The sequence below is a fragment of the Calothrix sp. CCY 0018 genome, from assembly GCF_963920925.1.
GTDB lineage: Bacteria > Cyanobacteriota > Cyanobacteriia > Cyanobacteriales > Nostocaceae > Rivularia.
In genome coordinates, this window is sequence record NZ_CAWUDI010000078.1 from 1 (window position 1) to 23,840 (window position 23,840).

General features: G+C 39.4%; 17 protein-coding genes and 2 pseudogenes. 10 read left to right on the plus strand and 9 right to left on the minus strand.

Features of this window, described 5'->3' with window-relative positions:
* The 3 genes and pseudogenes from ACM03V_RS33065 to ACM03V_RS33075 all read left to right on the plus strand — a co-directional run.
* The coding region (locus ACM03V_RS33065) for a response regulator (protein ID WP_414625053.1) at nt 1–2,797 on the plus strand (2,797 nt) is incomplete at its 5' end.
* A 793-nt stretch (nt 2,798–3,590) separates the two neighbouring features.
* Nucleotides 3,591–5,663 carry a prolyl oligopeptidase family serine peptidase gene (locus ACM03V_RS33070; protein WP_414625054.1) on the plus strand — a complete coding sequence of 691 codons (2,073 nt, stop codon included), beginning with the start codon at nt 3,591–3,593 and terminating at the stop codon, nt 5,661–5,663.
* A gap of 297 nt (nt 5,664–5,960) precedes the next feature.
* Nucleotides 5,961–7,304, plus strand: a pseudogene (locus ACM03V_RS33075) (M16 family metallopeptidase); the annotation flags it as partial.
* 111 nt (nt 7,305–7,415) lie between these two features.
* On the opposite strand, the gene ACM03V_RS33080 reads toward ACM03V_RS33075, so the two are convergent.
* From ACM03V_RS33080 to ACM03V_RS33090, 3 genes are all read right to left on the minus strand, one after another.
* The gene (locus ACM03V_RS33080) at nt 7,416–7,955 is read right to left on the minus strand and encodes a hypothetical protein (RefSeq protein ID WP_414625055.1); all 540 of its coding nucleotides are present in this window, start codon (nt 7,953–7,955) and stop codon (nt 7,416–7,418) included.
* Between the two features lie 1,146 nt (nt 7,956–9,101).
* Nucleotides 9,102–9,359, minus strand: a complete 258-nt coding sequence (locus ACM03V_RS33085; protein WP_414625056.1) for a YlcI/YnfO family protein — start codon at nt 9,357–9,359, stop codon at nt 9,102–9,104.
* 58 nt (nt 9,360–9,417) lie between these two features.
* Nucleotides 9,418–10,803: an N-acetylmuramoyl-L-alanine amidase gene (locus tag ACM03V_RS33090; RefSeq protein ID WP_414625057.1), complete on the minus strand. Its 1,386-nt coding sequence runs from the start codon at nt 10,801–10,803 to the stop codon at nt 9,418–9,420.
* 200 nt (nt 10,804–11,003) lie between these two features.
* On the opposite strand from ACM03V_RS33090, the gene dnaG reads away from it, so the two are divergent.
* A complete protein-coding gene (gene dnaG / locus ACM03V_RS33095; RefSeq protein WP_414625058.1) occupies nt 11,004–12,977 on the plus strand; it encodes a DNA primase in 1,974 nt (657 codons plus the stop codon).
* Nucleotides 12,978–13,205: 228 nt separating this feature from the next.
* On the opposite strand, the gene ACM03V_RS33100 is transcribed toward dnaG, so the two are convergent.
* Entirely contained in the window at nt 13,206–13,712 is a 507-nt protein-coding gene (locus tag ACM03V_RS33100) for a pentapeptide repeat-containing protein (RefSeq protein ID WP_414625059.1), read from the minus strand.
* Between the two features lie 16 nt (nt 13,713–13,728).
* Here ACM03V_RS33100 and ACM03V_RS33105 point away from each other — a divergent pair, with 16 nt between their 5' ends.
* Complete coding sequence (locus ACM03V_RS33105) at nt 13,729–14,184, plus strand: YraN family protein (RefSeq protein ID WP_414625060.1); 456 nt, start codon at nt 13,729–13,731, stop codon at nt 14,182–14,184.
* Between the two features lie 85 nt (nt 14,185–14,269).
* Here ACM03V_RS33105 and ACM03V_RS33110 read toward each other — a convergent pair whose 3' ends face one another.
* Nucleotides 14,270–14,659, minus strand: a complete 390-nt coding sequence (locus tag ACM03V_RS33110) for a hypothetical protein (protein ID WP_414625069.1) — start codon at nt 14,657–14,659, stop codon at nt 14,270–14,272.
* 241 nt (nt 14,660–14,900) lie between these two features.
* Between ACM03V_RS33110 and queA the strand changes: the two genes are divergently transcribed.
* The 3 genes from queA to ACM03V_RS33125 all read left to right on the plus strand — a co-directional run bounded on the left by queA (nt 14,901) and on the right by ACM03V_RS33125 (nt 18,094).
* Nucleotides 14,901–16,103: a tRNA preQ1(34) S-adenosylmethionine ribosyltransferase-isomerase QueA gene (gene queA, locus ACM03V_RS33115; protein ID WP_414625061.1), complete on the plus strand. Its 1,203-nt coding sequence runs from the start codon at nt 14,901–14,903 to the stop codon at nt 16,101–16,103.
* 177 nt (nt 16,104–16,280) lie between these two features.
* Nucleotides 16,281–17,468, plus strand: coding sequence for a tetratricopeptide repeat protein (locus tag ACM03V_RS33120; RefSeq protein ID WP_414625062.1), 1,188 nt, complete (start codon nt 16,281–16,283; stop codon nt 17,466–17,468).
* A 263-nt stretch (nt 17,469–17,731) separates the two neighbouring features.
* The gene (locus ACM03V_RS33125) at nt 17,732–18,094 is read left to right on the plus strand and encodes a sensor histidine kinase (RefSeq protein WP_414625063.1); all 363 of its coding nucleotides are present in this window, start codon (nt 17,732–17,734) and stop codon (nt 18,092–18,094) included.
* Between the two features lie 143 nt (nt 18,095–18,237).
* Here the strand turns inward: ACM03V_RS33125 and ACM03V_RS33130 are convergent.
* Nucleotides 18,238–18,792: pseudogene (locus tag ACM03V_RS33130) on the minus strand (Rid family detoxifying hydrolase); the annotation flags it as partial.
* Nucleotides 18,793–19,051: 259 nt separating this feature from the next.
* The gene (locus ACM03V_RS33135; RefSeq protein ID WP_414625064.1) at nt 19,052–19,480 is read right to left on the minus strand and encodes an NUDIX domain-containing protein; all 429 of its coding nucleotides are present in this window, start codon (nt 19,478–19,480) and stop codon (nt 19,052–19,054) included.
* A 223-nt stretch (nt 19,481–19,703) separates the two neighbouring features.
* On the opposite strand from ACM03V_RS33135, the gene malQ reads away from it, so the two are divergent.
* Nucleotides 19,704–21,212 carry a 4-alpha-glucanotransferase gene (gene malQ / locus ACM03V_RS33140; protein ID WP_414625065.1) on the plus strand — a complete coding sequence of 503 codons (1,509 nt, stop codon included), beginning with the start codon at nt 19,704–19,706 and terminating at the stop codon, nt 21,210–21,212.
* A 79-nt stretch (nt 21,213–21,291) separates the two neighbouring features.
* Here the strand turns inward: malQ and ACM03V_RS33145 are convergent, their stop codons facing one another.
* Nucleotides 21,292–22,119, minus strand: coding sequence for a helix-turn-helix domain-containing protein (locus ACM03V_RS33145; protein ID WP_414625066.1), 828 nt, complete (start codon nt 22,117–22,119; stop codon nt 21,292–21,294).
* Entirely contained in the window at nt 22,073–22,888 is an 816-nt protein-coding gene (locus ACM03V_RS33150) for a pseudouridine synthase (RefSeq protein WP_414625067.1), read from the minus strand. Before ACM03V_RS33150 ends, ACM03V_RS33145 begins: the two co-directional genes overlap by 47 nt.
* A gap of 146 nt (nt 22,889–23,034) precedes the next feature.
* Here ACM03V_RS33150 and ACM03V_RS33155 point away from each other — a divergent pair, with 146 nt between their 5' ends.
* Nucleotides 23,035–23,727 carry a DUF2993 domain-containing protein gene (locus tag ACM03V_RS33155; protein WP_414625068.1) on the plus strand — a complete coding sequence of 231 codons (693 nt, stop codon included), beginning with the start codon at nt 23,035–23,037 and terminating at the stop codon, nt 23,725–23,727.
* Nucleotides 23,728–23,840 lie beyond the last annotated feature (113 nt).

Consider the following 23,840-nt stretch of genomic DNA (forward strand, 5'->3'; position numbering starts at 1 on the left):
TGTAGAATCTGAAGAAGATGATTTATTTACGATTTCTTCCGAACAAGATAATTTAGCAGAATTAACTTCAGATGATTCCGAGCAAGAATTTGTAGAATGTGAAGAAGATGATTTATTCACAATTTCTTCCGAACAAGATAATTTACCCGAATTAACTTCAGATGATTCTGAGCAAGAATCACCATCAGAAGCTGTAGAAGAAGATTTATTTGCGGTTTCTGCTGAATCAGATAATTCCGAATTTGAAATCTCAGAAAATCCTTTTGCACAAGAAACTTTAGATATTGATTCTACCGATGATTCTCAATTTCTACAATCTATTGAGCCAGAATTTATAGCAGAAGAAAGCGCAACTATTCGCGATTTACCAGAAGATTTAGAAGATGTAACGGCTAATTTCCAAGCGCAATTAATTGATGATTTGTTTGCTCAAGATATTGCTTTAGATGAAGAAATTAGTTTACAAGCAACATCTAAAGAAGAAGAAATCACATTTTTACCTTTTGTTTCTCAAGCAAAAGAGCAAGTTCCCGAAAACGAATTGCAGCAGCAATCTGAAGAAATATTAGATGATTTTTCCCAATTAGAATTTTTGTTAGGAGATGAACAAACACAAGCAGATAATGATTTCGTAGCAGATGACGAATTTGCAGCTTTAAAAGATTTACTTATTCCCAATGATTCCCAAGAAGCAGCAAGCGATACACCCGCGCCAGTAAATGTTGAAGCTGAGCCAAGCATAGGTGATGAATTCGGCGATTTAGAAAAACTATTAGAACAAGCTAATACATCAATACCTCGTAAAAACACGGCAAAAACAACTTTTCCCAAGACAACTCGTAGCACCAAAGGCGAACAGTTGATGCGGGTTCCGGTGAAACATCTGGATAATTTGAGTAACTTGGTTGGGGAATTGGTGGTAAATCGTAACACCTTGGAACAAGATCAAGAACGGATGCGCCAATCCCTTGATAACCTGCTTCATCAAGTACAAAATCTTTCCGATGTAGGTGCCAGAATGCAGGAGCTATACGAGCGTTCGTTATTGGAAGCATCTTTATTAGCGAGTCGTAAAGATAGCGGATTTAACTTTTCTAGTTCTGGCTCAACCTCTAATTCCATTTCTGATATGGGTTTCAGCGAATTGGAAATGGATAGATTTACCCCTTTCCATACTCTGTCCCAAGAAATGATTGAATTGATTGTAAGGGTAAGAGAATCAGCTAGCGATATTGACTTTGTTGTAGAAGACAACGAACGAGTTGCGCGTCAATTCCGTCAGGTAACTTCACAACTGCAAGAAGGAATAACGCGATCGCGAATGGAAGCGTTTTCTCAGGTAACAACTCGTTTGGAACGAGGAGTGCGGGATAATTCGATTAAGTGCGGTAAGCAAGTGCATTTAGTTATTGAAGGGCAAGATACTTTAATCGATAAAATGATTCTTCAACACTTAACCGATCCATTGACTCATATACTCAATAATGCGATCGCTCACGGTATTGAAACTCCCGAAGAAAGAGAATCAAGAAGCAAACCTCCCCAAGGAACAATTAAAATTCGGGCTTTTCACCAAGGTAATCAAACTATTATTTCTGTAAGCGATGACGGTGCTGGTATTGATGCCCAGAAGGTTAAAAATAAAGCAGTCAAGGTCGGTTTGATTACGCAGGAAGAAGCAAACATGATGTCTCGAATGGAAGTCTACGAACTGTTATTCCATTCCGGTTTTAGTACAAAAGATGAAGCCGATCAACTAGCAGGGCGCGGTGTCGGAATGGACGTAGTGCAAACTTCTATCAGTGAAATCCGAGGAACGATTACTACGGATTCTAGCTTGGGTAAGGGAACTACATTTACTATCCGCTTACCGCTAACATTGAGTATTTGTAAAGCTTTATCTTGCGTCTCGGATAAAGCCAGAATTGCTTTCTCTATGGATGGTGTGGAAGATACTCTGGATATGCCAGTTAAAGATATTGTGGAAGGTAAAGATGGTAAAAAGTATATATTCTGGCGCGACACAAAACTACCTTTCCGTCCTCTCTCGGAGTTATTAACCTTTAACCGTTTGCTGAGTCGCGGTAACGTTTATGGCGGTAACAGAGATGATGATATGGTGTCTGTAATTATAGTACGTTCGGGAAATACTATGATTGCCCTACAAATTGACCAAGTTTTAAGCGAACAAGAAATCGTAATTAAACAATTTGAAGGTCCCGCACCTAAACCCATCGGTGTAGCAGGTGCTACCGTGCTTGGTGATGGTCGAATCATGCCAATCGTTGACGTATTAGAATTAATTGATATCTTCGAGGGACGTACATCCAGACAAAGTAGCGTCAGTCTTTGGGAGCAAAAAGATACATTTACACCCGTAGAACCCGCTGAAGCGAAAATTGACCCCACAGTACTTATCGTTGATGACTCAATTACAGTCCGCGAGTTGCTTTCCCTCACCTTTAGTAAAGCAGGTTATCGCGTAGAACAAGCCCGCGACGGACAGGAAGCCTGGGATAAATTGCGTTCCGGTTTACCTTGCGACATCGTATTTTGCGACATCGAAATGCCCCGTTGTGACGGTTTAGAATTGCTATCGCGCATCCAGAAAAACCCCGATTTAAACGATTTACCTATAGCTATGCTGACTTCCCGTGGTGCCGACAAACACAGACAAATGGCAATTCAACTAGGTGCAAGCGGTTACTTTACCAAGCCGTATTTAGAAGAAGCCTTACTTGAAGCTGCCGTGAGGATGTTAAAAGGTGAGAAGTTAGTTGCTAGTGCTGGTGGTTAGTGGTTAGTGGTTTTATTAGTAGGTTGGGTTAGACAAGAAAACCTGCCTCAAGATTGCAACGAGAATCTTCATTTATCTTGTCGTAACCCAACACCACCATTTTGAATCGATAAAAATATTCTCGTTCAGATGAAGATGTTGGGTTACGGCGCAATATAAATTTTGTTCTTATTTATTAACTGCTTATAGTTGTAAGTTTTATATTAAAACCTATTTGTAAGGATTGATCCTTACTGGGAGAACTACGCCCCCTCTATCCCCTCAACCATAAGCATTGGGGACTACTTTTTTCCGATAGGAATGTTGAACCAAAGAGTTTTTTGAAAAGCTCGTTAATCTGAGTTTAATTTACGCCCCTGACTATCAGTAAAACTGTTTAAGCGGTTGTGCGTCAGGACTTTCACCCGTTCAAAATTAAGTCATAGCATCTTTGTTCCAATTTAATATAGAACATATTTAAGTACAAATGACTATAATTTTAATGAAATTAAACGATACGCCTAACCCAACCTACCAATCCATTCCCTGTTCCCCGTTCCCTACTCCCCAATCCCACAAAATTAATTATTGAGATTTGTGCAAAAAACACCAAAAATAGTCAAAATTGACTCTTATGTATATCATTGAGAAACGTTATGAAACTTAACGTACCTTATGCGTGCTTGAAATTTAACGCAACTTCTGAATGGACAAACTGTTTAAGCCTCTACCTAAATTTTTGGTTATTTTCTTGACAACTGTTCTTCTTTGTACATTTTTGTACCATGTAAATGTACCTTCTTCCCAAAAACACATGAGTACTGAAAAAATTAACTATCCAGCAACTCGTAAAGGCGAACAAATTGATAATTACCACGGTACTGAAGTTGCAGATTATTACCGCTGGTTAGAAAATCCAGATTCTGAGGAAACTAAAGCTTGGGTAGAAGCGCAAAATAAAGTTACTTTTGGTTTCTTGGAGCAAATCCCCGCTAGAGACGATATAAAAAAACGTCTGACCAAATTATGGGATTATGAAAAATATGGCGTTCCTTATCAAGAGGGCGATCGCTATTTTTATTTTAAGAATGACGGTTTACAAAATCAAAGTGTTTTATATACTCTTAAAAATCTTGAAGACGAACCAAGAGTTTTACTAGATCCTAATAAACTTTCAGAAGATGGTACCGTTGCACTTTCAGGTATATCTGTCAGCGATGATGGGAAATATTTAGCTTATGGCATATCAATTGCTGGTTCTGATTGGCAAGAATGGAAGGTAAGAAATATTGAAACGGGTGAAGATTTAGAAGATAATTTGAAGTGGATTAAATTTTCTGGTGCTTCTTGGACAAATGATAGCAAAGGTTTTTTCTACAGTGGTTACGATGCACCAAACGAAAAAACAAAGTTAGAAGACGTTAATTACTATCAAAAACTTTATTATCACCAATTAGGTCAACCTCAATCAGAAGATACTTTAGTTTACGAACGTTCCGACGAGAAAGAATGGGGATTTAACGGCAGCGTTACCGAAGATGGGAATTATTTAATTATTTCGGTTTGGTTGGGAACTGATTCTAAAAACTTAGTGTTTTACAAAGATTTAACTGATTCTAAGAGTAAAGTTGTCGAATTAATCGATAAATTTGAATCGTCTTACAGTTTGATTGATAATGATGATAATATCTTGTATTTTCAAACCGATCTAAATGCACCAAGAGGCAGAGTTATTGCCATTGACATAAAAAAACCAGAGTCTAAAAATTGGCAAGAAATAATTCCTCAAAATGAAGAAACTTTAGAAAGCGTCGGTACTCTTAACAATCAATTTGTTGCCGAATATCTCAAAGATGCTCGCAGTCAAATCAAAATTTATGACTTGAAAGGTGTATTTGTCCGAGAAGTAGAATTACCAGGTATTGGTTCCGTAGGTGGTTTTGAAGGGAAAAAAGCCGATACCGAAACATTTTATATATTCACTAGCTATACTACACCCGGAACTATTTACCGTTACGATCTGGTGACTGGTAAAAGTACCGTTTTTCGCGAACCAAAAGTAGATTTTAACGCCGATAATTACGAAACTAAACAAATATTTTACAAAAGTAAAGACGGTACTCAAGTGCCAATGTTTATCGTCCATAAAAAGGGAATTAAATTAGACGGAAATAACCCCACATACCTTTACGGTTACGGCGGTTTCAACGTCTCCTTAACTCCAAGTTTCTCAGTTAGCAGCTTGATATGGATGGAAATGGGTGGAGTTTATGTAGTCGCGAATATACGTGGTGGTGGTGAATACGGCGAAGAATGGCATCAAGCGGGAATCAAAGATAAAAAACAAAACGTCTTTGATGACTTTATCGCAGCGGCAGAATGGTTGATAGACAACAAGTATACGAAGACTGAAAAGTTGGCGATCGCCGGAGGTAGTAATGGCGGATTGTTAGTTGGTGCCTGCATGACACAGCGTCCAGATTTATTCGGTGCAGCCTTACCAGCAGTAGGGGTTTTAGATATGTTGCGCTTCCATAAATTTACCATTGGTTGGGCATGGGTTCCCGAATACGGCTCCTCGGAAAATCCCGAAGAATTCAAAACGCTTTATGCTTATTCACCTTTGCATAACTTGAAACCAGGTACAGCTTATCCGGCAACATTGATAACCACAGCAGATCATGATGATAGAGTAGTGCCCGCACACAGTTTCAAATTCGCCGCAGCATTGCAAACAGCCCACGATGGTGATGCACCAGTATTAATAAGAATTGAAACAAAAGCTGGACATGGAGCCGGTAAACCTACCGCGAAGATTATTGAAGAAGTTGCGGATAAATGGGCTTTTTTGGTTAAGACATTGGGGATTGATGAGGTGAAGTTTTAGTTCGTAATTTGTAGAGACGCGATATATCGCGTCTCTACAGCTGTAGGGTGCGTTATGGGTATTTTTCCTAACGCACTCTTTTACTATGAAGATTACCGATTAAAAAAAACCTTACTAGGCGCAGAGAGCGCTGAGGAAAGAAATAAAAAGAGAGATGGCTAATTTTAGAGTTGATTTTTCCGAGATTACGGTTGAAACTCCTATCTTGGAAAATATTGCAACGGAGTATCAAGAAATTGAGAAGCAATTCAATTGCGCTCAAAATCTAAATCAACAGCAGCGAATCTTACTAATACTAAAGATAAAACACCCATTGTCCTGAAACAACCGGGAAGTGCGGCATTGCTGCAAGCAGTATATCCCCTGCCAGATGCCAAAAATCCCGATGTGCCCGCAATTGATGTCATGGATGCAATTCTTACGGGTGGTCGAAGTTCGCGGTTTTACCAAGCTTTAGTCGAATCCGGATTGGCTAGCTCGGTGAGTGCAAGTCCCGTAGAAATGATCGAACCGGGCTGGTACGAAATTAACGCAACGGCGGCTCCAGGTCAAGAACTAACTAAAGTTGCCCAAACATTAGGGCGATCGCTAACCCAAATCCAACAAAAACCAGTTACATCAGAAGAATTGCAGCGAGCCAAAACTCAGCTTGCAGCCTCCTTTGTATTGGGAAATCAAGATATCACCTCTCAAGCATCGCAATTGGGATACGCTCAAACTACCACCGGAGATTATCGCTATATTGAAAATTATTTAGCAGGGGTAGCTAAAGTTACAGCCGCCGACGTGCAGCGAGTCGCCAAAACCTACCTTAGTCCTGACAAACAAACTATCGGTTACTTCGAGCCAACTCAAACCAGTGATGCGGCGAATTCCACTGCTGGATCGGGTCGCACTGTGGAGAACTTTAGCCCCGGTAAACCAGTAGATCCAGCCGAACTGGCAAAATATTTACCCCCAGCCACATCAGCCACCGCTGACAGCAAACAACCGTTACCGGAACAGTTTACCCTTAAAAATGGGATGAAAGTCTTGCTGTTACCCGATAAAAGCGTTCCTACAATTAACATCAGCGGACAAATTGACGCTGGTAACGAATTTGACAGCAATCAAAAAGCCGGTTTAGCAAGTCTCACAGCCGACAACTTGATGAACGGTACCAAGACCGAAAATGCATTGACTTTAGCGAAAAAGTTAGAAGACAAAGGAGCCAGTCTGGGTTTCGGAGCTAGCCGCGAAGGAGTCAGCATTGGCGCTCAAGGACTATCGGCGGATTTACCTGTACTTGTACAAACCTTGGCGGATGTAGTACAAAATGCTACTTTCCCTGCCGACCAGTTGGAATTAAGCCGTCAGCGAGAATTGACGAGTTTAAAAGTCCAGCTAGATGACCCCAGTGCGTTGGGAAGACGAGAGTTTCAGCAGGCAATTTACCCGTCCAATCATCCGTTTCACAGCTTTCCCACATCTGAAAGCCTCAAGAGTATTACCCATGAAGATGTAGTTGGATTTTACCAGCAACACTACCGACCGGATACCACCACGATCGCCTTAGTCGGTGACTTTGAGCCAACCCAGGTTAAAGCCTTAATACAACAGGCATTTGGTAAATGGCAAGCCCAAGGTAAGCCGCCAACCTTGGCAATGTAGAGACGTTGCAGTGCAACGTCTTTTTTCTTTGGTGAAATGTATGATTAGCGGATAAAAAAGTAATCTCGTAAACAAAAGCACCTTCCGTCTTGAAAAACGTAGCTACCGCTCTAATAGCTTCGTAGAATTTTTGAGATATTCAAATTCTTGGTCTATGGAATCGAAAAAGTCGAAGCTGGACACCAATCCGTCATCTCTTGTTGATTTGCCGTAAGTAGGCATCCCTTCGTCAAAAGTAAATTCTGTGACTTCCTTATACTCTTTGATGCTTCGATGCAGCAATTTACATAGTTCTTTCTCTCGTTCGGTGTAGCGTCTACCTGCTTGGATAATTCCGGTGTACGGAGTAAAAAGTCTTAATTGTTGATAAACAACATAGCTACTTCTTTCTCCGAGAGGCTTTGGCTTAATTCCTTGTATTGTTGAATATTTGTTAATTGTGTTGGCTATTTGCATTTCAGTTAGGAATAAACCATCTTTGGTTATTTCGTAATTTGAAATAAAACCTGCGTAACAGTCAGTTTCAACGAATTCTGGTTCCATGCCAAAATCACGCGGATTTATTAAACCTTTGCCGTCATAATCGAGTAAATCATATTCAAAATCCTCGTAGAGGAATATGTCGCTTGCTTGTTTTGTCATTAGATTGCGCTTAGTATGGCTCTTTACTGCAATCTTAATTTCGCCACATAACAAAAAATAACTGTGGATTTACTGTACTTACTTGTAATCAGAAGGAACAGGAGATTACATATAGAATCCATTTGGGATCTATTTAAGCAGCCGCTAATCTTTTAAGCATCAGTCGGATAAAACTGCATATTAATCTTGGCAGTAGAATTATCCAGAGTTAGTAGGTTGGCTTCACGGCACTTTGAAGATAATAATTTTAAACAAGTAAAGTGCTTATAGTGCCGTAACCCAACATTTATTATTGAAATATTATAAATTTAATTTCACATCGTTTATCTACAGTCGTAATGTTGGGTTACGACACGATTAATATAGATTTTTTAACCCACACAATTTGTTGTCGTGTCTAACCCAACCTACTTACTGAAAGAATAGGATTTAACGCCGTCTTTGCTGTGGGTGGTACCTTAGTTAGGACGGAGTAGTGATAAACGGAACGAAGTATTGCGTCTATACTGCCGTAACCCAACATTTAATTATCGATATATCGCAACATCTTAAATCTAAAAAAATATCGTTTATCCACAGATATAATGTTGGGTTACGACACGATTAACATTAATTTTTTACCTACATAATTTGTTGTCGTGTCTAACCCAACCTACCTTCTTTGGTGAAGCTAGAATTGACCCGGATATTTTGTTAGTGCAAGCTTGCGGCAGATAAATTTTCTTCCTAATGCCTTCAAGGAAAAAAATTATACTTGGTAGGTTGGCTTCACGGCATTTTGAAGATAATGATTTTAAACGAGCAAAGTGCTTATAGTGCCATAACCCAACCAACATTTATTATCGATATATTGAAATATTATAAATCTAATTTCATATCGTTTATCCACAGTCGTAATGTTGGGTTACGACACGATTAACATGAATTTTTTACCTACATAATTTGTTGTCGTGTCTAACCCAACCTACCTTCTTTGAAGATAATAATTTAGACGAAGTATTGCGCGTATACTGCCGTAACCCAACATTTAATTATCGATATATCGCAACATCTTAAATCTAAAAAAATATCGTTTATCCACAGATATAATGTTGGGTTACGACACGATTGACATGAATTTTTTAGCCAGACAATTTGTTGTCGTGTCTAACCCAACCTACTTACTTTACCTTCTCTCAAGCTACGAATTATCTCTGTAGAAGCTGGTTGTACTCCGGTTTTGGCTTTGACAGCTTCACTTCGAGCAACAATTCTCTGATGTGCTGCTAAGGCTTTACGCTGTCGCAAAAAAGTTTCTAAGGCTACAACTACTAAATCATTCAAAGATTCACTTTCTTGCTTTAAGCTTCTAGCTTTGGTAAGCAAGTTAGCTGGAAAACGGATTGTTATAGCTTCTCGTTCCATAATTATCTGTGCAACCAAGTAATGATACCACTTATTGTAACTATTATTTATAACTGTCTTACAACAACCCCGCAGATTCATACAACCGCTTCACCAAGGCGACAATTTTCTCCCCATACTGCAAATCTGCCTCCCATCTCCCCGACAAATCCGTCACCAATGGCGCTATTCCCCTTGTCACAAATCGAAATCTCGGATCTACAACTTCCTGCGCTAAAGGTTCCAAACTCGCGTAAGCTTTCAAATGCTGAATATGAGCGCGAACTCCAATTCTGGCGCTAGGAAATGTCGCGATTTCGTTTCCACCACCAATAGTTGCTAATCCGGCAAAGTTGTTTTGTTGAGGTTTAATATCATCACCAAAACGTAAAAATCCGGTTTCTAAACACATTTGACAAAAAGCAATATCGTGATTTACTCCTTCAATTGCTGCTTCTTCTCGATACAGTTTTGGTATATCTGGAAATTTAACTAAAGCGTCTTGATTGTTATCTCTTAAAAATATTTGTAACTGTACTTCCGAAGTTGTCCCGCGAGACATTATTTGAGTAATTTGACCGGGACAAATTGCCAAATTTGAACGTAAAACTACGGTGCGAGTCGCAGCATCCCAACCAATTGATACATTAAATTCTCGTAATTCTATTGCTTTGACATAAACTACTCTGCGGTAGCTAATACGACGCACGTTAGGGGCTTTTGATAAATCAATTCTTAATCTATCTACTAAATCTATGGGAATATAAGCATTACCGTTAACTACTATTCCTTGTTCTGCATAAGTTTGCCCGTTTATTTTGATGTTGACTGAGGGATAAATTGGTTCTGGTGCGGGGGTAGGAGTAGGAGTAGGAGTAGGGCTGGGGCTAGGTGAACCTGGATCGATCGCCCGCGCCCAAGCTGTAATTCCATCGGCGATTCCCACCGCAAATTCCCGACGACGGTTTTGTAATAAATTACGATCTTCCGGGCTGCTTAAGAAAATCACCTGCATTAAAAGAGAGGCGATCGCCACTTCCCGAGTAAACATCAATCGTCCCATACCAGTTGAAGTATCCGGCTTCACTCCCCGACTATTTATTTGCGGGACTCTACGTAAAAGCCCCATCAACAGCATTTCAGCATTGCCTTTACGTACTTCGTTATTGGCAATATAGTAGACGCTAGCGCCGTTTACAGCAGGGCTAGCAGCGGAATCCGCGTGAATTTCCACAGCTACATCATTACGACGAGCGCGGGAATTTATCCATTCAATGCTTGCTCTCGCGCTCAAAGAATCCGGAACCGAAAGAACTTCAAACCCACGCGCCCTTAATTCCGTTAAAATTAAATCCCGGAGGAAAATCATTTCCTTAGCTTCAGTCGTGCCTCCTGCAATAGAACCCGGATCGATACCACCAGCTTCTTTACCTCCGTGCCCCGCCGAAATAAAAATACGTCCCATCGTCAGTATTTCCTCTGAATAAAAGTTATCGTAAAAGATTGTTTACAACATTTTCGGTACTGACGACAAGCATATAATATTTATCCAAGCGAAAATGTTAGATGTGGGGATTGGGGATGGGGGGATGGGGAGACAAGGAGAATTAATTATTTACAACTCCTAACAACTAACAACTAACAACTAACCACTAACTACTAGTTATGCAAATCCCTCGCTTGCACCAAGATACGATTGATGAAGTGAAACTACGAGCCGATATTGTTGATGTGATTTCGGAACGAGTTGTTTTACGCAAGCGTGGTAAAGATTTTGTAGGGTTGTGTCCTTTCCATAATGAAAAAACTCCCAGTTTCAGTGTCAGCCCTAGCAAGCAGATGTATCACTGTTTTGGCTGTCTAGCTGGGGGGAATGTTTTCAAGTTCGTCATGGAGTTGGAAAAGCGTTCTTTTGCTGAAGTTGTATTAGATTTAGCTAGACGCTATCAAGTTCCCGTACAAACTTTAGAGCCAGAGCAGCGACAGGAATTACAGCGCAAAATATCTGAACGCAATCAAGTATACGAAATACTTGAAGTGGCTTCGCGTTTTTATCAACACGCTTTATGGCAATCAAATGGGGAAGCTGCGCTACTATATCTTCAGCAACAGCGTAAACTAAAAGATGAAACTATTAAGGAGTTTCAATTAGGTTATGCTCCGGTTGGTTGGGATATTTTGTATAGTTATTTGGTGGGAGATAAAGGTTATCCGGTACAGTTATTAGAAAAGGCTGGCTTAATTAAACCTCGTTCGGAAGGTAGGGGTCATTATGATGCTTTTCGCAACCGTTTAATGATTCCCATTCACGATATTGCAGGAAAGGTAATTGGTTTTGGTGGTAGAACTTTAGGGGAAGATAAACCTAAATATTTGAATTCACCGGAAACGGAAGTTTTTAGCAAGGGTAAAACGTTATTCGGATTGGATAAAGCCAAAGATGGTATTTCTGAATTTGACCAAGCTGTGGTAGTTGAGGGATATTTTGATGTTATAGCCCTCCATGCTGTGGGAATTAATAATGTAGTAGCTTCTTTGGGTACTGCTTTAAGTATTGAACAAGTACGATTGGCTATGCGTTACAGCGATTCCAAGCAGTTGATTCTCAATTTTGATGCCGATAAAGCTGGGACTATTGCCGCAGAAAGAGCAATTGGTCAAGTTGCTGATTTAGCTTATAAAGGTGAAGTTCAGCTAAAAATTCTCAATATTCCCGATGGAAAGGATGCCGACGAATATTTATTTAAAAATACTTCAGAAGATTATCAGCAATTATTAGCAAAAGCACCTTTGTGGTTGGATTGGCAAATAGAACAAATTACTAAAAATGCCGATTTGAAACAAGCTACAGATTTTCAAAAAGTCTGTCAGCAAATGGTTAAGTTATTAAAGAATATAGATAATAGCGATACGCGCAGTTTTTATGTTTCTCGCTGTGCAGAAGTGTTAAGTTTGGGAGATTCTCAACTAATTTCGTTACGAGCAGAAAATCTATTAACCCAAATTTCTCCCTCAACTAATAAGCAGTGGGGAGGAAATTTTCAAAATAAAAGCTATAAAAAAAACTATACCTCTCCATCTTCAAATAGCTATCATAATCATCAAGAAGATAGTTCTGTTAATGTTCTCAATCCAATTGTTAAAACAGAACATAGCTTGTTGGAAAAATCAGAAGGTTTATTATTATTAATTTATTTACATTCTCCAGAATACCGCAAATCAATTGGCGATACTTTAGAAGAAAAAGATTTACAATTTAGTTTATCCCACCACAGATTTTTATGGCAGCAAATTTTAGATATATCGGAAAATAATTCAACAGCAGAATTAATTTCTACTTTGCAAGATAGATATTTAGAATTTCCTGAACAAATGGAAATGATATCGCATTTATTCCATTTAAATGAAACAGCGCAAAAACAAATAATTCGTACTCCCCAAGTTATTTTAAGAGCAACTTTGGGTATGGAAAGAGTATTACGCGAAAAACGCTACCGTCATTTTCGCGAACTTTGGGAAAGAACTGATTCAGAAACTCAACCGAAACAATGGCAATCCTATTTTCAAGCTTTTATGGCTGAAAAACAACGACTCAGCGAATTAGATAAACAGCGATGTTTTAATGTGGGAGAGTTTTAAGAGTTAGGATTTTGTAGGGTGTGTTACGGCGCGACGGTAAGTTTAATTATTACAAAATATGTTTGTTTCGCGGCTAACGCACCATTATGTTGTATAAACGCAAAATTAAACGGTGCGTTGCGCTTTGCGACAACACACCCTACTTTCCTTGTAAGTAAGCAAAATTTAAAGGTGCGTGTTTACCCCAAAATATTGGTATGAAGCGCTAAAGCGCAACTACGAACCTATTTAACTACAAAACAAAGTATCGCGGGTATCCCTTCCTGTCGTCGGATTGGTACCTTTGGCTAATTTACACAATTTATCTTGTTCGTCACGTCGTAACAACACATCGGTGAAATCAGCACCATCAATAATTGCACCGTCGAATCTAGCGTTAGATGCAAACGCACCTTCTAAGACTGCATTCGTTAAATCTGCTTTGACTAAACGTGCGGAATCTAAAGTTGCAAATCTCAGATTCGCATTTGTCAAATTAGCTGACTCCAAATTAGTCGCAAAAAATCTTACACCTTGCAAATTAGAATTGCTAAAGTTGCTATCGCGAAGATTTGCTTTGGTAAAACTCGAATCGGTTAAATCTTGATTGGAGAAATCAGCTTCGATTAATATTTCTTTGTTGTAATCCAGTGCAAAAGCTTGGGGAGTTAGACTTGATGGCAAGATACAAGCCATTCCCCAAAACAATAAACTAACTATACTGACAATTATCCAATTGCTTTTAGTAAAAATCATGATAACTTAACTGCTCATGGCAAACCATCCTTCCTCAGATTATCCCGATATCGGTACATTAGGTGAAGACTTAGTAACTCAATGGCTGGAATCTACTGGTTGGGTAATTTTACATCGTCGCTGGCACTGTCGCTGGGGAGAAATTGATATTATTGCCCAAAGGAAAGATGATTTGGGCACGATGATACTAGTATTCGTCGAAGTCAAAACCCGCTCTCCGGGTAACTGGGATGCTGGTGGAAGAATGGCGATCGCACTTCCAAAGCAAGTTAAAGTTTGTCGCACTGCTGCGATGTTTCTGGCAAAATATCCTGAAAAAGCGGATTATCCCTGTCGATTTGACGTAGCAATTGTTTGCTGTCAGAGAAAAATCACTAAGGCAAATGCAGTAGCGAGTTTATCAGCATCGGGATACTATTTAACGTTACAAGAATACATTCGAGCAGCATTTGAATATTTAATTGACAATTAGCAATATTAGTGATATATAAAAACATTAATTACTGACTATCAATTAATAACTATTCAATTGTCATATCAAGAGATAGCAGTAATTATCACGCCAGGGTTTCTGGACAGTAACCCAATCCTCTAACAAATTGTTGACGGAATGCTTCAATTTCTTCTTTATCGGGGCTGCCGTGAGAAACAATCGCCACTTGATAGCGACGCATAACCTCAACCGGATTTTGTTGCGCTTCTAAACTCCATAGGGCCATTTGCACCCGCATTGGAGGTTCGTAACGAATTCCTAATTCGTTCAAGAAAGCGCGAATATCCCCATCTTCATTATTGCTAATCGGATAATCGAGCTTAACTCTAACTACCCAACCATCTATCTGATGAATTACGGTAATGAAAGAAACAGGTATCCGGGGTCTACCATGCAAATATTGAACTACCCTTAAAGTTAAACTGGCATTCGCCAGGTAATACAAGTATTCCATGTTGGTGCTTGGGATCAAAGCCAATTCTACATCTCTATTATTGATATATAGACCCATGCATCCGGTAGGGTAAAAGCCCCCGTTTTTCGATGGGGAGGTTTACCCAATTTTTATTGTAGATTTTGCGTATTACTTAAATTTCGTGCTGATGTAATATGCTCAATCTTACTTAGGGTTAATAGTCTAGATTTCTTTTATCAACTATAATCGATATTTTTTTAATTATCAAATTCTAATGGGAATGCAGCAAATACCGGACATCGGAAAATCGAATCCTTCCAACTCGCAAACTGACTCCGATAGCAGTTCTTACTCTTCAAATCTAGATAACACCGATATCAATTTAGACCGTACTCTAAATGGGTATGACTACAATTTACCTCCCGAACTGATTGCTCAAAACCCCGTTGTTCCCAGAGATAGTTCGAGATTATTGGTAGTAGATTCTCTGGACACTGGTATAAATAAGATACCTTCGCATCAATTTTTTCGAGACTTATCAGTAATTCTTCATCCGGGAGATTTGTTAGTGATGAATGATACAAAAGTCATACCAGCGAGACTTTACGGACGTAAATCTACGGGAGCTACGGTAGAAGTTTTATTGTTGGAAGAAAAACAGCAAAATTGTTGGTTGGCTTTGGTGAAACCGGGAAAGCGGTTTAAAAAAGGTAGCGAGATAGTTTTTGAAGCCAAGAAAGATAGTTTAGAAGTAGTTAAGGAATTAGTAGCTACTGTTTTAGAGACAGACGAAGCTACCGGAGGAAGGTTACTGCAATTTGATGTACCTCCGGGAATGTCGTTGATACAGCTATTAGAAGTATTTGGTGAAGTACCTTTACCGCCTTACATTACAGCCAGTGAAGCCGAAAGCCAGCAATATCAAACGGTTTACGCCGAAAATCCCGGAGCAGTCGCAGCACCTACAGCGGGATTGCATTTTACCCCTGAGCTATTAGAAAAGCTGCAAGAAACCGGGATTAATCGAGCTTTCGTCACCTTACACGTCGGAGTCGGAACTTTTCGCCCTGTAGAAGTAGAAGATGTAACAACTCATGAAATGCATGGGGAGTGGATTGAAGTACCAGCAGAAACAGTAGAGCAAATCCGCGAAACTAAAGCCAAAGGTGGAAGAATAATTGCTGTAGGAACAACGGCTGTAAGAGCATTAGAAGGAGCCGCTAAAGCCGGAGAAGGAGAATTACAGCCATTTTGCGGCGAAACCAACTTATTTATATATCCGGGTTATCAGTGGAAAGTTGTACAAGGTTTGATTACCAACTTTCATTTACCACGCTCAAGTTTATTAATGTTAGTCAGCGCATTAATTGGCAGAGAAAGACTATTAAATATATACCAAGAAGCAATTGCATCTCAATATCGCTTTTATTCCTTTGGTGATGCGATGTTGATATTGCCCGAAGCTGTTAACAGTGAGCAGTGAACAGTTATCAATGGGCATGGGGCATAGGGCATTGGTAATTATTTCCCCATCTCCCCATCTCCCCATCCCCCCTCTCCCCCTCTCCCGAAAATTTATCTGCAAAACCTTAATTTTCCCCCTCACCTTGGGCATTCTAACTTAAATAGCATCTAATCATAAGTGCGGGGAAAGCCGAGAATGTCTCAAAAATTTTTAAATGTTCAGCCAAAAATTAAGCGTGTTATTCGCGCTTCTATTCCTTTACTATTTTGCTCCTGTGCTACGTTTGTTGGGTTAACTATTGCTGAGTTACCTGCAAATAAAGTTTGGGCACAACAAGCTCCTGTGACTCAAGATTTGGAAGCTGCTGGTTTGTTTCAACAAGGGGTGATGCGCTACAACAGCGGTGATTTACAAGCTGCTGAATTGGCTTTACGAGCTGCTTTGAATCGCGATTCTAATCTTGGCTCGGCACGGAATTATTTAGGCAATATCTTTTTAAAGCAAAATCGTTTGGATGCAGCGGTACAGGAGTATGGGGAAGCGATTCGTCTCAATCCTAATTTGGCTGACGCTTACTATAATTTGGGTTTAGCGCTGCATAAACAAGGGCAAAATGAAGCTGCAATTACGGCTTATCGTCAAGCGTTGGTAGTTGAGCCAACAATGGCTAATGCAAATTATAATTTGGGTTTGGCACTATATCAACAAGGGCAAAACGAAGAAGCGATCGCTGCTTATCAGCAATCAATTAATCTCGACAAAAATAATGCAGATGCTTATTTTAATTTAGGTTTGGCTTTGCAAGAACAAGGTGATTCAGGTAAAGCTATCTCTGCCTATCGCGAAGTTTTGCAGTTAAGTCCTAAAAATGTTGCAGCATACAATAATTTAGGTAATTTATTAGCAGCTAGAGGGCAAACTCCTGAAGCAATTGAGACTTTTATTCAAGCTATTCGTAAGGTTCCAGATAATCCTTCTGCTTATTACAAATTGGGAGTAGCTTTCTACAAGCAAGGGGAATATAAGAAAGCACAGCAAGTTCTTCAACGCGCTCATAAACAATATCGCAAGCAAGGTAATGTTGAGCAAACCGAAGTAATTGAAGAGTTGATGCAAGAAATTATTTCATCTAAGAACAAAAAGCAGCCAGAAACAGCAGAAACAACAGTTGAAGTTGCTCCCGGATCGGAAGTTGTTATTCCTAGTAATAATCAAACGGAACAACCCTCAGAGAATCTAGAATTTGAATTTACTCCGGAAGCACCTTCTCAAGATACAGAAGAAACACCTTCGGAGAATACAGAAGAATCACCTTCTGGGTTTGTAGAAGAAGCACCTTCTGAGTCAGAAACACCAGCGACAGAAGATGATAATTTCAACTAAAAGAGAATGATAATTAAACAATAATTTTCGGAATTTCAGAATTGATATAACAATACTCATAAACCCGGTTTTGACAAAAAACCGGGTTTTTCAATTTGTATCGCGGTTTGTAAAATTACTTTTTTCTTATATACACCCATGCGGATAATGTCTATGGATTAAATACTTCGGGTAAATCCAATCTTTTGCTCTCAATACTAAAGGGAACGGGGAACAGAGGAAAAAGATATTATCAATAAATAATCTTAATAGCTATTAGTCGAATGATGCCTACTTTGAAAGGTAGAAAAATACTTTTACAACAGGTATTTACTAACCTAATTAGTAATGCAATCAAGCATCATCATCGTTGCGATGGAAAAATAAAAATTTCAGTTCAAGATTTAGAAACATTCTATGAATTTAGCGTCACTGATGATGGCCCCGGAATTGCCCCCGAATTTCACGATACAATTTTTGGTATCTTTCAAACACTTGAATCTAATCACAAAAGTTATAGTACCGGAATTGGTTTACCTATTGTTAAAAAGATTATTGAAACCGAAGGCGGAAAAATCCAATTAGAATCGCAACTAAATCGAGGTACGACATTTCGCTTTACTTGGTTAAAGCAAAGTTGCGAATAATTCAAAAAAAAGGCGAGCAAAGCCCACCTCAAAATTTATTCGCCAAATCTACTTGATTATAGAATCAACTCTAAATCGACCTATTTCGGAAAAGTACGGCTATTATTTTATGTTCTAAAAGCAACATTTATTTACATTAAATCCTAAACCATCGCTATACATTCAATTTCCACCAAAACATCTTTTGGTAAACGAGAAACCTCAACACAAGCCCGTGCGGGAGCGGTTGCTTCATCAAAGTATTTTGCATAAACTGCATTCACCGCAGCAAAATCACCCATGTTTTTTAAAAATACGGTAGTTTTTACAACATTTTCAAATGTAGCGCCAGCTTCCGTTAAAATAGCTTCTAAATTAGTCATTACCCGTTCCGTTTGTTTCGTCACGTCGTCAGTGTAGACAACATTACCCGCTCTTGGATCGATCGCAATTTGTCCGGCAACGAAAAGCATTTGCCCCGAAGCCATCACAGCTTGATTGTAAGGTCCTACGGGTGCGGGTGCATTATCAGTTTTAATAACTTTACGAGTCATAGATACCACCTGAGATTCAGCTCCTAATTGGTGGGGTTCTATCTGTGCTTGATAGATTTCCCCATCTGGCATTATCGCACCAGTTAGCTCTGCATTTTCAAATGTAGCGCCGTAAATATTCGCATTGGTTAAATCTGTACCTTGAAAATCCAATCCTCTCAGATTTACATTCGTGACGTACCCACACTTCTCTTCGAGTAAGTGTAGGCTTCTGAGTGACTCGTCATTGACGACATAATTTGATAGTTCGTAGTAGCGCTTCAGCGCCGGGCGGATTCCGCCCGGCGCTGAAGCGCTACTACCAACAATGATTTATCCAGCAGAATTAATGTGGTGAAACATACATATCTCGTTACAACTCAAATTTTTCTCCTGCCATAACACACCCTACATTCTATTTTTCAACAATCGAAAATCTAAAATCCTAAATCCTGGGACGTATCCCATAATGCCGATATCGCCAATAATCTCGCAAAATCTCATCGTGGTCAAAACATAAATTACGGGGTACGTTCCAAGACTCAAAAATTGCTGCATCTTTGGCATCATCTCCCCCTTTCGGCTCTCCTTTGGCAGTCGCAATAAACACAATGCTAATTGTATGCTTGCGTGAATCCCGTTTGGGATCGGAATATACGTGAAACTGTTCGATTAACTCTACTTCTAAACCGATTTCTTCCAAAGCTTCCCTTTTTGCTGCCGTCTCCACAGCTTCCCCATAATCGACAAAACCACCAGGAATAGCCCAACCGAATGGTTCGTGATCACGTTCGATTAATACTATTGGTCGATGTGGTTTATCAATTAACTCGATGATGATATCTACTGTAGGAGCCGGATTTCGGTAAGTCATAAAATTTTAGATTTTGGATTTTGCGGAAAGTTTGGGGTGTAGATGTTCTTCCCCCAAAACTTTCCAAGACAGATTTTGGATTATATCTTTAGAAAATAGCTAACTCCCCATTACCAATTACCCATTACCAATTCCCCATGCCCAATGTCCAATGCCCTATTCCCAACAACTAACATTGTGATAGATTCGATTGGATATGCTTTTTTTATAGTCAGGATAATTTATGTCTTTTCCTAGAAGCAGCGGTATTCTACTTCATCCTACTAGTTTTCCGGGTCGCTTTGGTATTGGCGATTTAGGCGATGAAGCTTACCGTTTTATTGATTTTCTCAAAGATAGTTATCAGCACTATTGGCAAATTTTACCTTTAGGCCCGACTGGTTTTGGTAATTCTCCTTATATGTGCTATTCGGCTTTGGCGGGTAATCCGCTGTTGATTAGCCTGGAGAAGTTGCGCGATCGCGGTTTACTCATCGATGATGATTTTGCTAACGTACCCGAATTTCCTTTGGATAATGTGGATTATCAGTTGGTAGAGTCAACTAAAATTCCTTTGTTAAAAAAAGCTTGCTCTAATTTTAAAGCTAATCAGATAAAGGAACAGCAGCAAGCATTTGAACAATTTTGCGTTAATAAAGCTTATTGGCTGGATGATTATAGTTTATTTATGGCGCTTAAGGATAGTGGTGGAGGCGCAAACTGGAATAGTTGGGATGAAGATATCGCTAAACGCAAACCCAAAGCGATAGAAAAGGCAAAAAAAGATTTAGAAGATCAAGTATTTTACCACAAGTTTCTTCAGTTTGAATTTTATAGTCAATGGTCGAATTTGAGGAAATACGCTAACGATTGCGGCGTTAAGATTATTGGCGATATTCCGATTTATGTAGCTCATGATAGCGCCGATGTTTGGGGAAATCCTGAGAATTTTTCTTTGGATAAAGATACTGGTGAAGCTTCGTTAATGGCTGGTGTACCGCCAGATTACTTTAGCGCTACTGGTCAATTGTGGGGTAATCCAGTTTACGATTGGAAGCAGTTGGAAAAGCAAAAGTTTAAGTGGTGGGTACAGCGTTTTGAAGCGATGCTCGATTATGTAGATATTATTCGTATCGACCATTTCCGGGGATTTGAAGCTTATTGGGCAGTACCTTTGGGTGAAGAAACTGCAATCAATGGAGAATGGTTAAAGGCTCCCGGAGATGAGTTGTTTGAAACTATTAAAAAGGAACTTGGTACTCTACCTGTATTAGCAGAAGACTTGGGAACCATTACCCCAGATGTGGAAGCGTTACGAGATAAGTTTGAATTTCCCGGTATGAAGGTTTTGCAGTTTGCTTTCGGTGGAGATGCTAGCAATCCTTATTTACCTTTCAATGTCCAAGAACAGAATTGTGTAATTTATACGGGAACTCACGATAACGATACTACCGTTGGTTGGTATGAAAAAGCCAACGATGATGAAAAACGCAACTTAAATTTCTATCTAGGTAATATAAGTCCCGATGGAGTGCATTGGGATTTGATTCGCTTGGCGATGGGTTCGGTTGCAAATGTCGCTATTTTCCCCTTACAAGACATTTTGGGATTGGGTTCTAATGCTCGAATGAATATTCCTAGTCAAGGAGAAGGTAACTGGGAATGGCGCTATCGACATGAAGCGATGAATCCCGAATTGTCCCAACGGATGAAGGATTTCGTGGAATTTTTCGGGCGATCGCCAGTTGGTTGAGATGGGGAGATAGGGAGATAGGGAGATGGGGAGATAAATACTTTCTTCAACTCCTAACTCCTAACTCATAACTCCTAACTTAATTCAAAGCGACTCTAAGCTGTTCAACTTTTCCGGGTTGACCCATTTTTTTGGCTTCCTGTTGATTGACGCTGACTAAAACTCCTCCAGCGTTTCCTGCTTTGACGGTGAGTTCTTTTTGTGCTGTCCAGGTACGCTTGCTTCCTTCTTCTAAGGTTCCTTCAAAAGTTGTTTTACCGTCGGCTGTTACCTGAATCCAAGATGATTCTTTTAAGGTAACTCCAACTTGAACTTCTTTTTGATTTTTAGAAAAGCTGTTGGTTTGAGTAACTGATTCTGGTTTACTTGGAATCGGTTTGTTTTCGCGAGCAATGTTATTTGACTTCACAGCAGGTTTAGTCTCGCTGCCAATGATTGTTGCACCATTCAACCAAGCCGATAAACCACTCACAGAACCCGCAGTTAACAATACATATAATAGGTAAAAATAAATGGGACGCAGTTTAAAGAATGAAGGATTTTTCCAAACTGGTTTGAGAACTACTCTGCTCGTACCTATAGGAAATTTACTGGCAAATTCTGCTCCGTTGTAGCCTATTGCATGGGCATACTGTCTGATTAAACCCTGAATGTAAACTGGTTCTGGTAAATCATCAAAGTTACCTTCTTCTATTCCTACTACCTGCCGTCGGGGAATTTTGGTATAGGCAACCACATCTTCCACCGTAAAGTCATATTGTTCGCGTGTAGCTTTTAGCTGTGCCCCCAATTGTGCCAACTTTTCGGCTCTTTGTTCTTCTATAGAAGTTGGGGGAGTTGCTTTTTCTGAATCCTTCCTTTTAAACCACTTCATCTTTTTCTGCGCTCCTTGGGCCAACTGAATCATTAATAGGGATTTCCTGGAACTCTTTGTGCAAATAGAGAATTTCGTCCTCTGTTAGGTAGCGAAAACTAGCCGGTGATAAATATTCTTTTTTGGATTCTTTTTTGGGTAATTGTAGTTTTATAGAACCGATAGCGGTACGATGCAATTCAAGCACCGGATAACCTAGTTGTTCGGCTACACGGCGAATTTGGCGGTTTCTTCCCTCCTTGAGAACTATTTCTAAACAGCTTTTTCCAGCCCTACATTCTACTAGCTGCACTTTCGCCGCTCGCGTTTTTCTTTTGTCTAAAAAAACACCATTCCGCCACATCTGTAACGTTTCTTCTGGTGGATGCCCTTTAACCAAAACGCGATAAGTCTTAGAAATGTTATGACGGGGATGTGTCAACTTAAATGTCAAATCCCCATCATTCGTTAATATCAATGCTCCCGTAGAGTCTGCATCTAAACGACCAACTGGGTGGATACCCTTACCAAAGCGCAACTCTTCTGGTAATAAATCTAACACAGTTGGTCTTGCTTGAGGATCGTAACACGTGGAAACAACTCCCCGTGGTTTATTAATTAACAAATAGGTAGAAATCGGACGCTTTTTTTCAGAAATGTTTTTACCATCAACGGAAATAGTATCCGTGTCAGGATTTACTTTCTGCCCTAAGTGCGCCAATACACCATTTACCATCACCCGTTCAAGCTTAATCAATTCTTCTGCTTGACGGCGTGAGGCAATTCCCCATTGTGACAGAACTTTTTGTAACCTAACCCCCATGTATTTTTACTGATATCCCATCAGTTCATATCTAAATAAGAATATAGTATTGATGTTTTGTAAATGAAAAGCTGTTTTGATACAGTTAGTATTTGCTTCTTTGCTTATCCGTTTACAGTTACCCTGACTACATTTATAGCTCTCAAATGCACAAAAAAAATAAGTTTAGATTAATCACAAATGTTTTGACTAAAGCGATTAAATTGTGGTTAAGAACACAAGTTAGCGATATAGACCAACTTCAGCTTGATATTCAAGCAGGCGATCGCCAACTGATTTCTGGATGCATACCCAGTGTCTCAATTGTTGCTAAAAGTGCAGTTTATCAAGGTCTTCATTTATCAAAAGTTGATTTAGTTGCAAAAAATATTCGCATTAATATCGGTTCTGTTATCAAAGGACAACAGCTACGATTGTTAGAAAAAGTACCAGTAATCGGCGAATTAAGTCAACGGGAAGAAGACTTATCAGCTTCTTTGTCTAGTAGATTATTATCAACTGCTTTAAATGATGTTCTGTTTAAACTTTTACCAGAATTGCGACCTAATTCCAAGTCAATTAGTTGGGAAAAAGTAAAAATTAACGAATCTTCCCTTGTAATCACCGCCATCATGGATGAAGAAAACAATTCTCAACCATTAGATATTTGTATGGGATTAAACTTACTCAGTCCCCATGAATTACGCATCGCACCTCTAACTGTTACAAGCAATACAAAAACTCTGTTTGAAAGTAGCGATGGCGAGTATTTTGACTTGGGTTCCGACGTGGAAATTCAAGACTTACAATTGACGAACGGAAAGATTATTTTTCAAGGGATTATTAATGTGAATCCATAATAAAAAACAAAGAATAATTATTTTCAGTTACCAAGGTTAAAGGTTAAAATTCTCCTTGTCCCCTTGTCCCCTTGTCCCCTTGTCCCCTTGTCCCCTTGTCCCCTTGTCCCCTT

Excerpts from the sequence above, each read along its gene's own strand:
- ACM03V_RS33105 (WP_414625060.1), top strand. The coding sequence starts at position 13,729 with ATGGCAAACCATCCTTCCTCAGATTATCCCGATATCGGTACATTAGGT.
- ACM03V_RS33125 (WP_414625063.1), top strand. The coding sequence starts at position 17,732 with ATGATGCCTACTTTGAAAGGTAGAAAAATACTTTTACAACAGGTATTT.
- ACM03V_RS33070 (WP_414625054.1), top strand. The coding sequence starts at position 3,591 with ATGAGTACTGAAAAAATTAACTATCCAGCAACTCGTAAAGGCGAACAA.
- ACM03V_RS33155 (WP_414625068.1), top strand. The coding sequence starts at position 23,035 with ATGCACAAAAAAAATAAGTTTAGATTAATCACAAATGTTTTGACTAAA.
- ACM03V_RS33080 (WP_414625055.1), bottom strand. The coding sequence starts at position 7,955 with ATGACAAAACAAGCAAGCGACATATTCCTCTACGAGGATTTTGAATAT.
- ACM03V_RS33150 (WP_414625067.1), bottom strand. The coding sequence starts at position 22,888 with ATGGGGGTTAGGTTACAAAAAGTTCTGTCACAATGGGGAATTGCCTCA.
- queA (WP_414625061.1), top strand. The coding sequence starts at position 14,901 with ATGCAGCAAATACCGGACATCGGAAAATCGAATCCTTCCAACTCGCAA.
- ACM03V_RS33145 (WP_414625066.1), bottom strand. The coding sequence starts at position 22,119 with ATGATTCAGTTGGCCCAAGGAGCGCAGAAAAAGATGAAGTGGTTTAAA.
- malQ (WP_414625065.1), top strand. The coding sequence starts at position 19,704 with ATGTCTTTTCCTAGAAGCAGCGGTATTCTACTTCATCCTACTAGTTTT.
- ACM03V_RS33110 (WP_414625069.1), bottom strand. The coding sequence starts at position 14,659 with ATGGAATACTTGTATTACCTGGCGAATGCCAGTTTAACTTTAAGGGTA.
- ACM03V_RS33120 (WP_414625062.1), top strand. The coding sequence starts at position 16,281 with ATGTCTCAAAAATTTTTAAATGTTCAGCCAAAAATTAAGCGTGTTATT.
- dnaG (WP_414625058.1), top strand. The coding sequence starts at position 11,004 with ATGCAAATCCCTCGCTTGCACCAAGATACGATTGATGAAGTGAAACTA.
- ACM03V_RS33100 (WP_414625059.1), bottom strand. The coding sequence starts at position 13,712 with ATGATTTTTACTAAAAGCAATTGGATAATTGTCAGTATAGTTAGTTTA.
- ACM03V_RS33085 (WP_414625056.1), bottom strand. The coding sequence starts at position 9,359 with ATGGAACGAGAAGCTATAACAATCCGTTTTCCAGCTAACTTGCTTACC.
- ACM03V_RS33090 (WP_414625057.1), bottom strand. The coding sequence starts at position 10,803 with ATGGGACGTATTTTTATTTCGGCGGGGCACGGAGGTAAAGAAGCTGGT.
- ACM03V_RS33135 (WP_414625064.1), bottom strand. The coding sequence starts at position 19,480 with ATGACTTACCGAAATCCGGCTCCTACAGTAGATATCATCATCGAGTTA.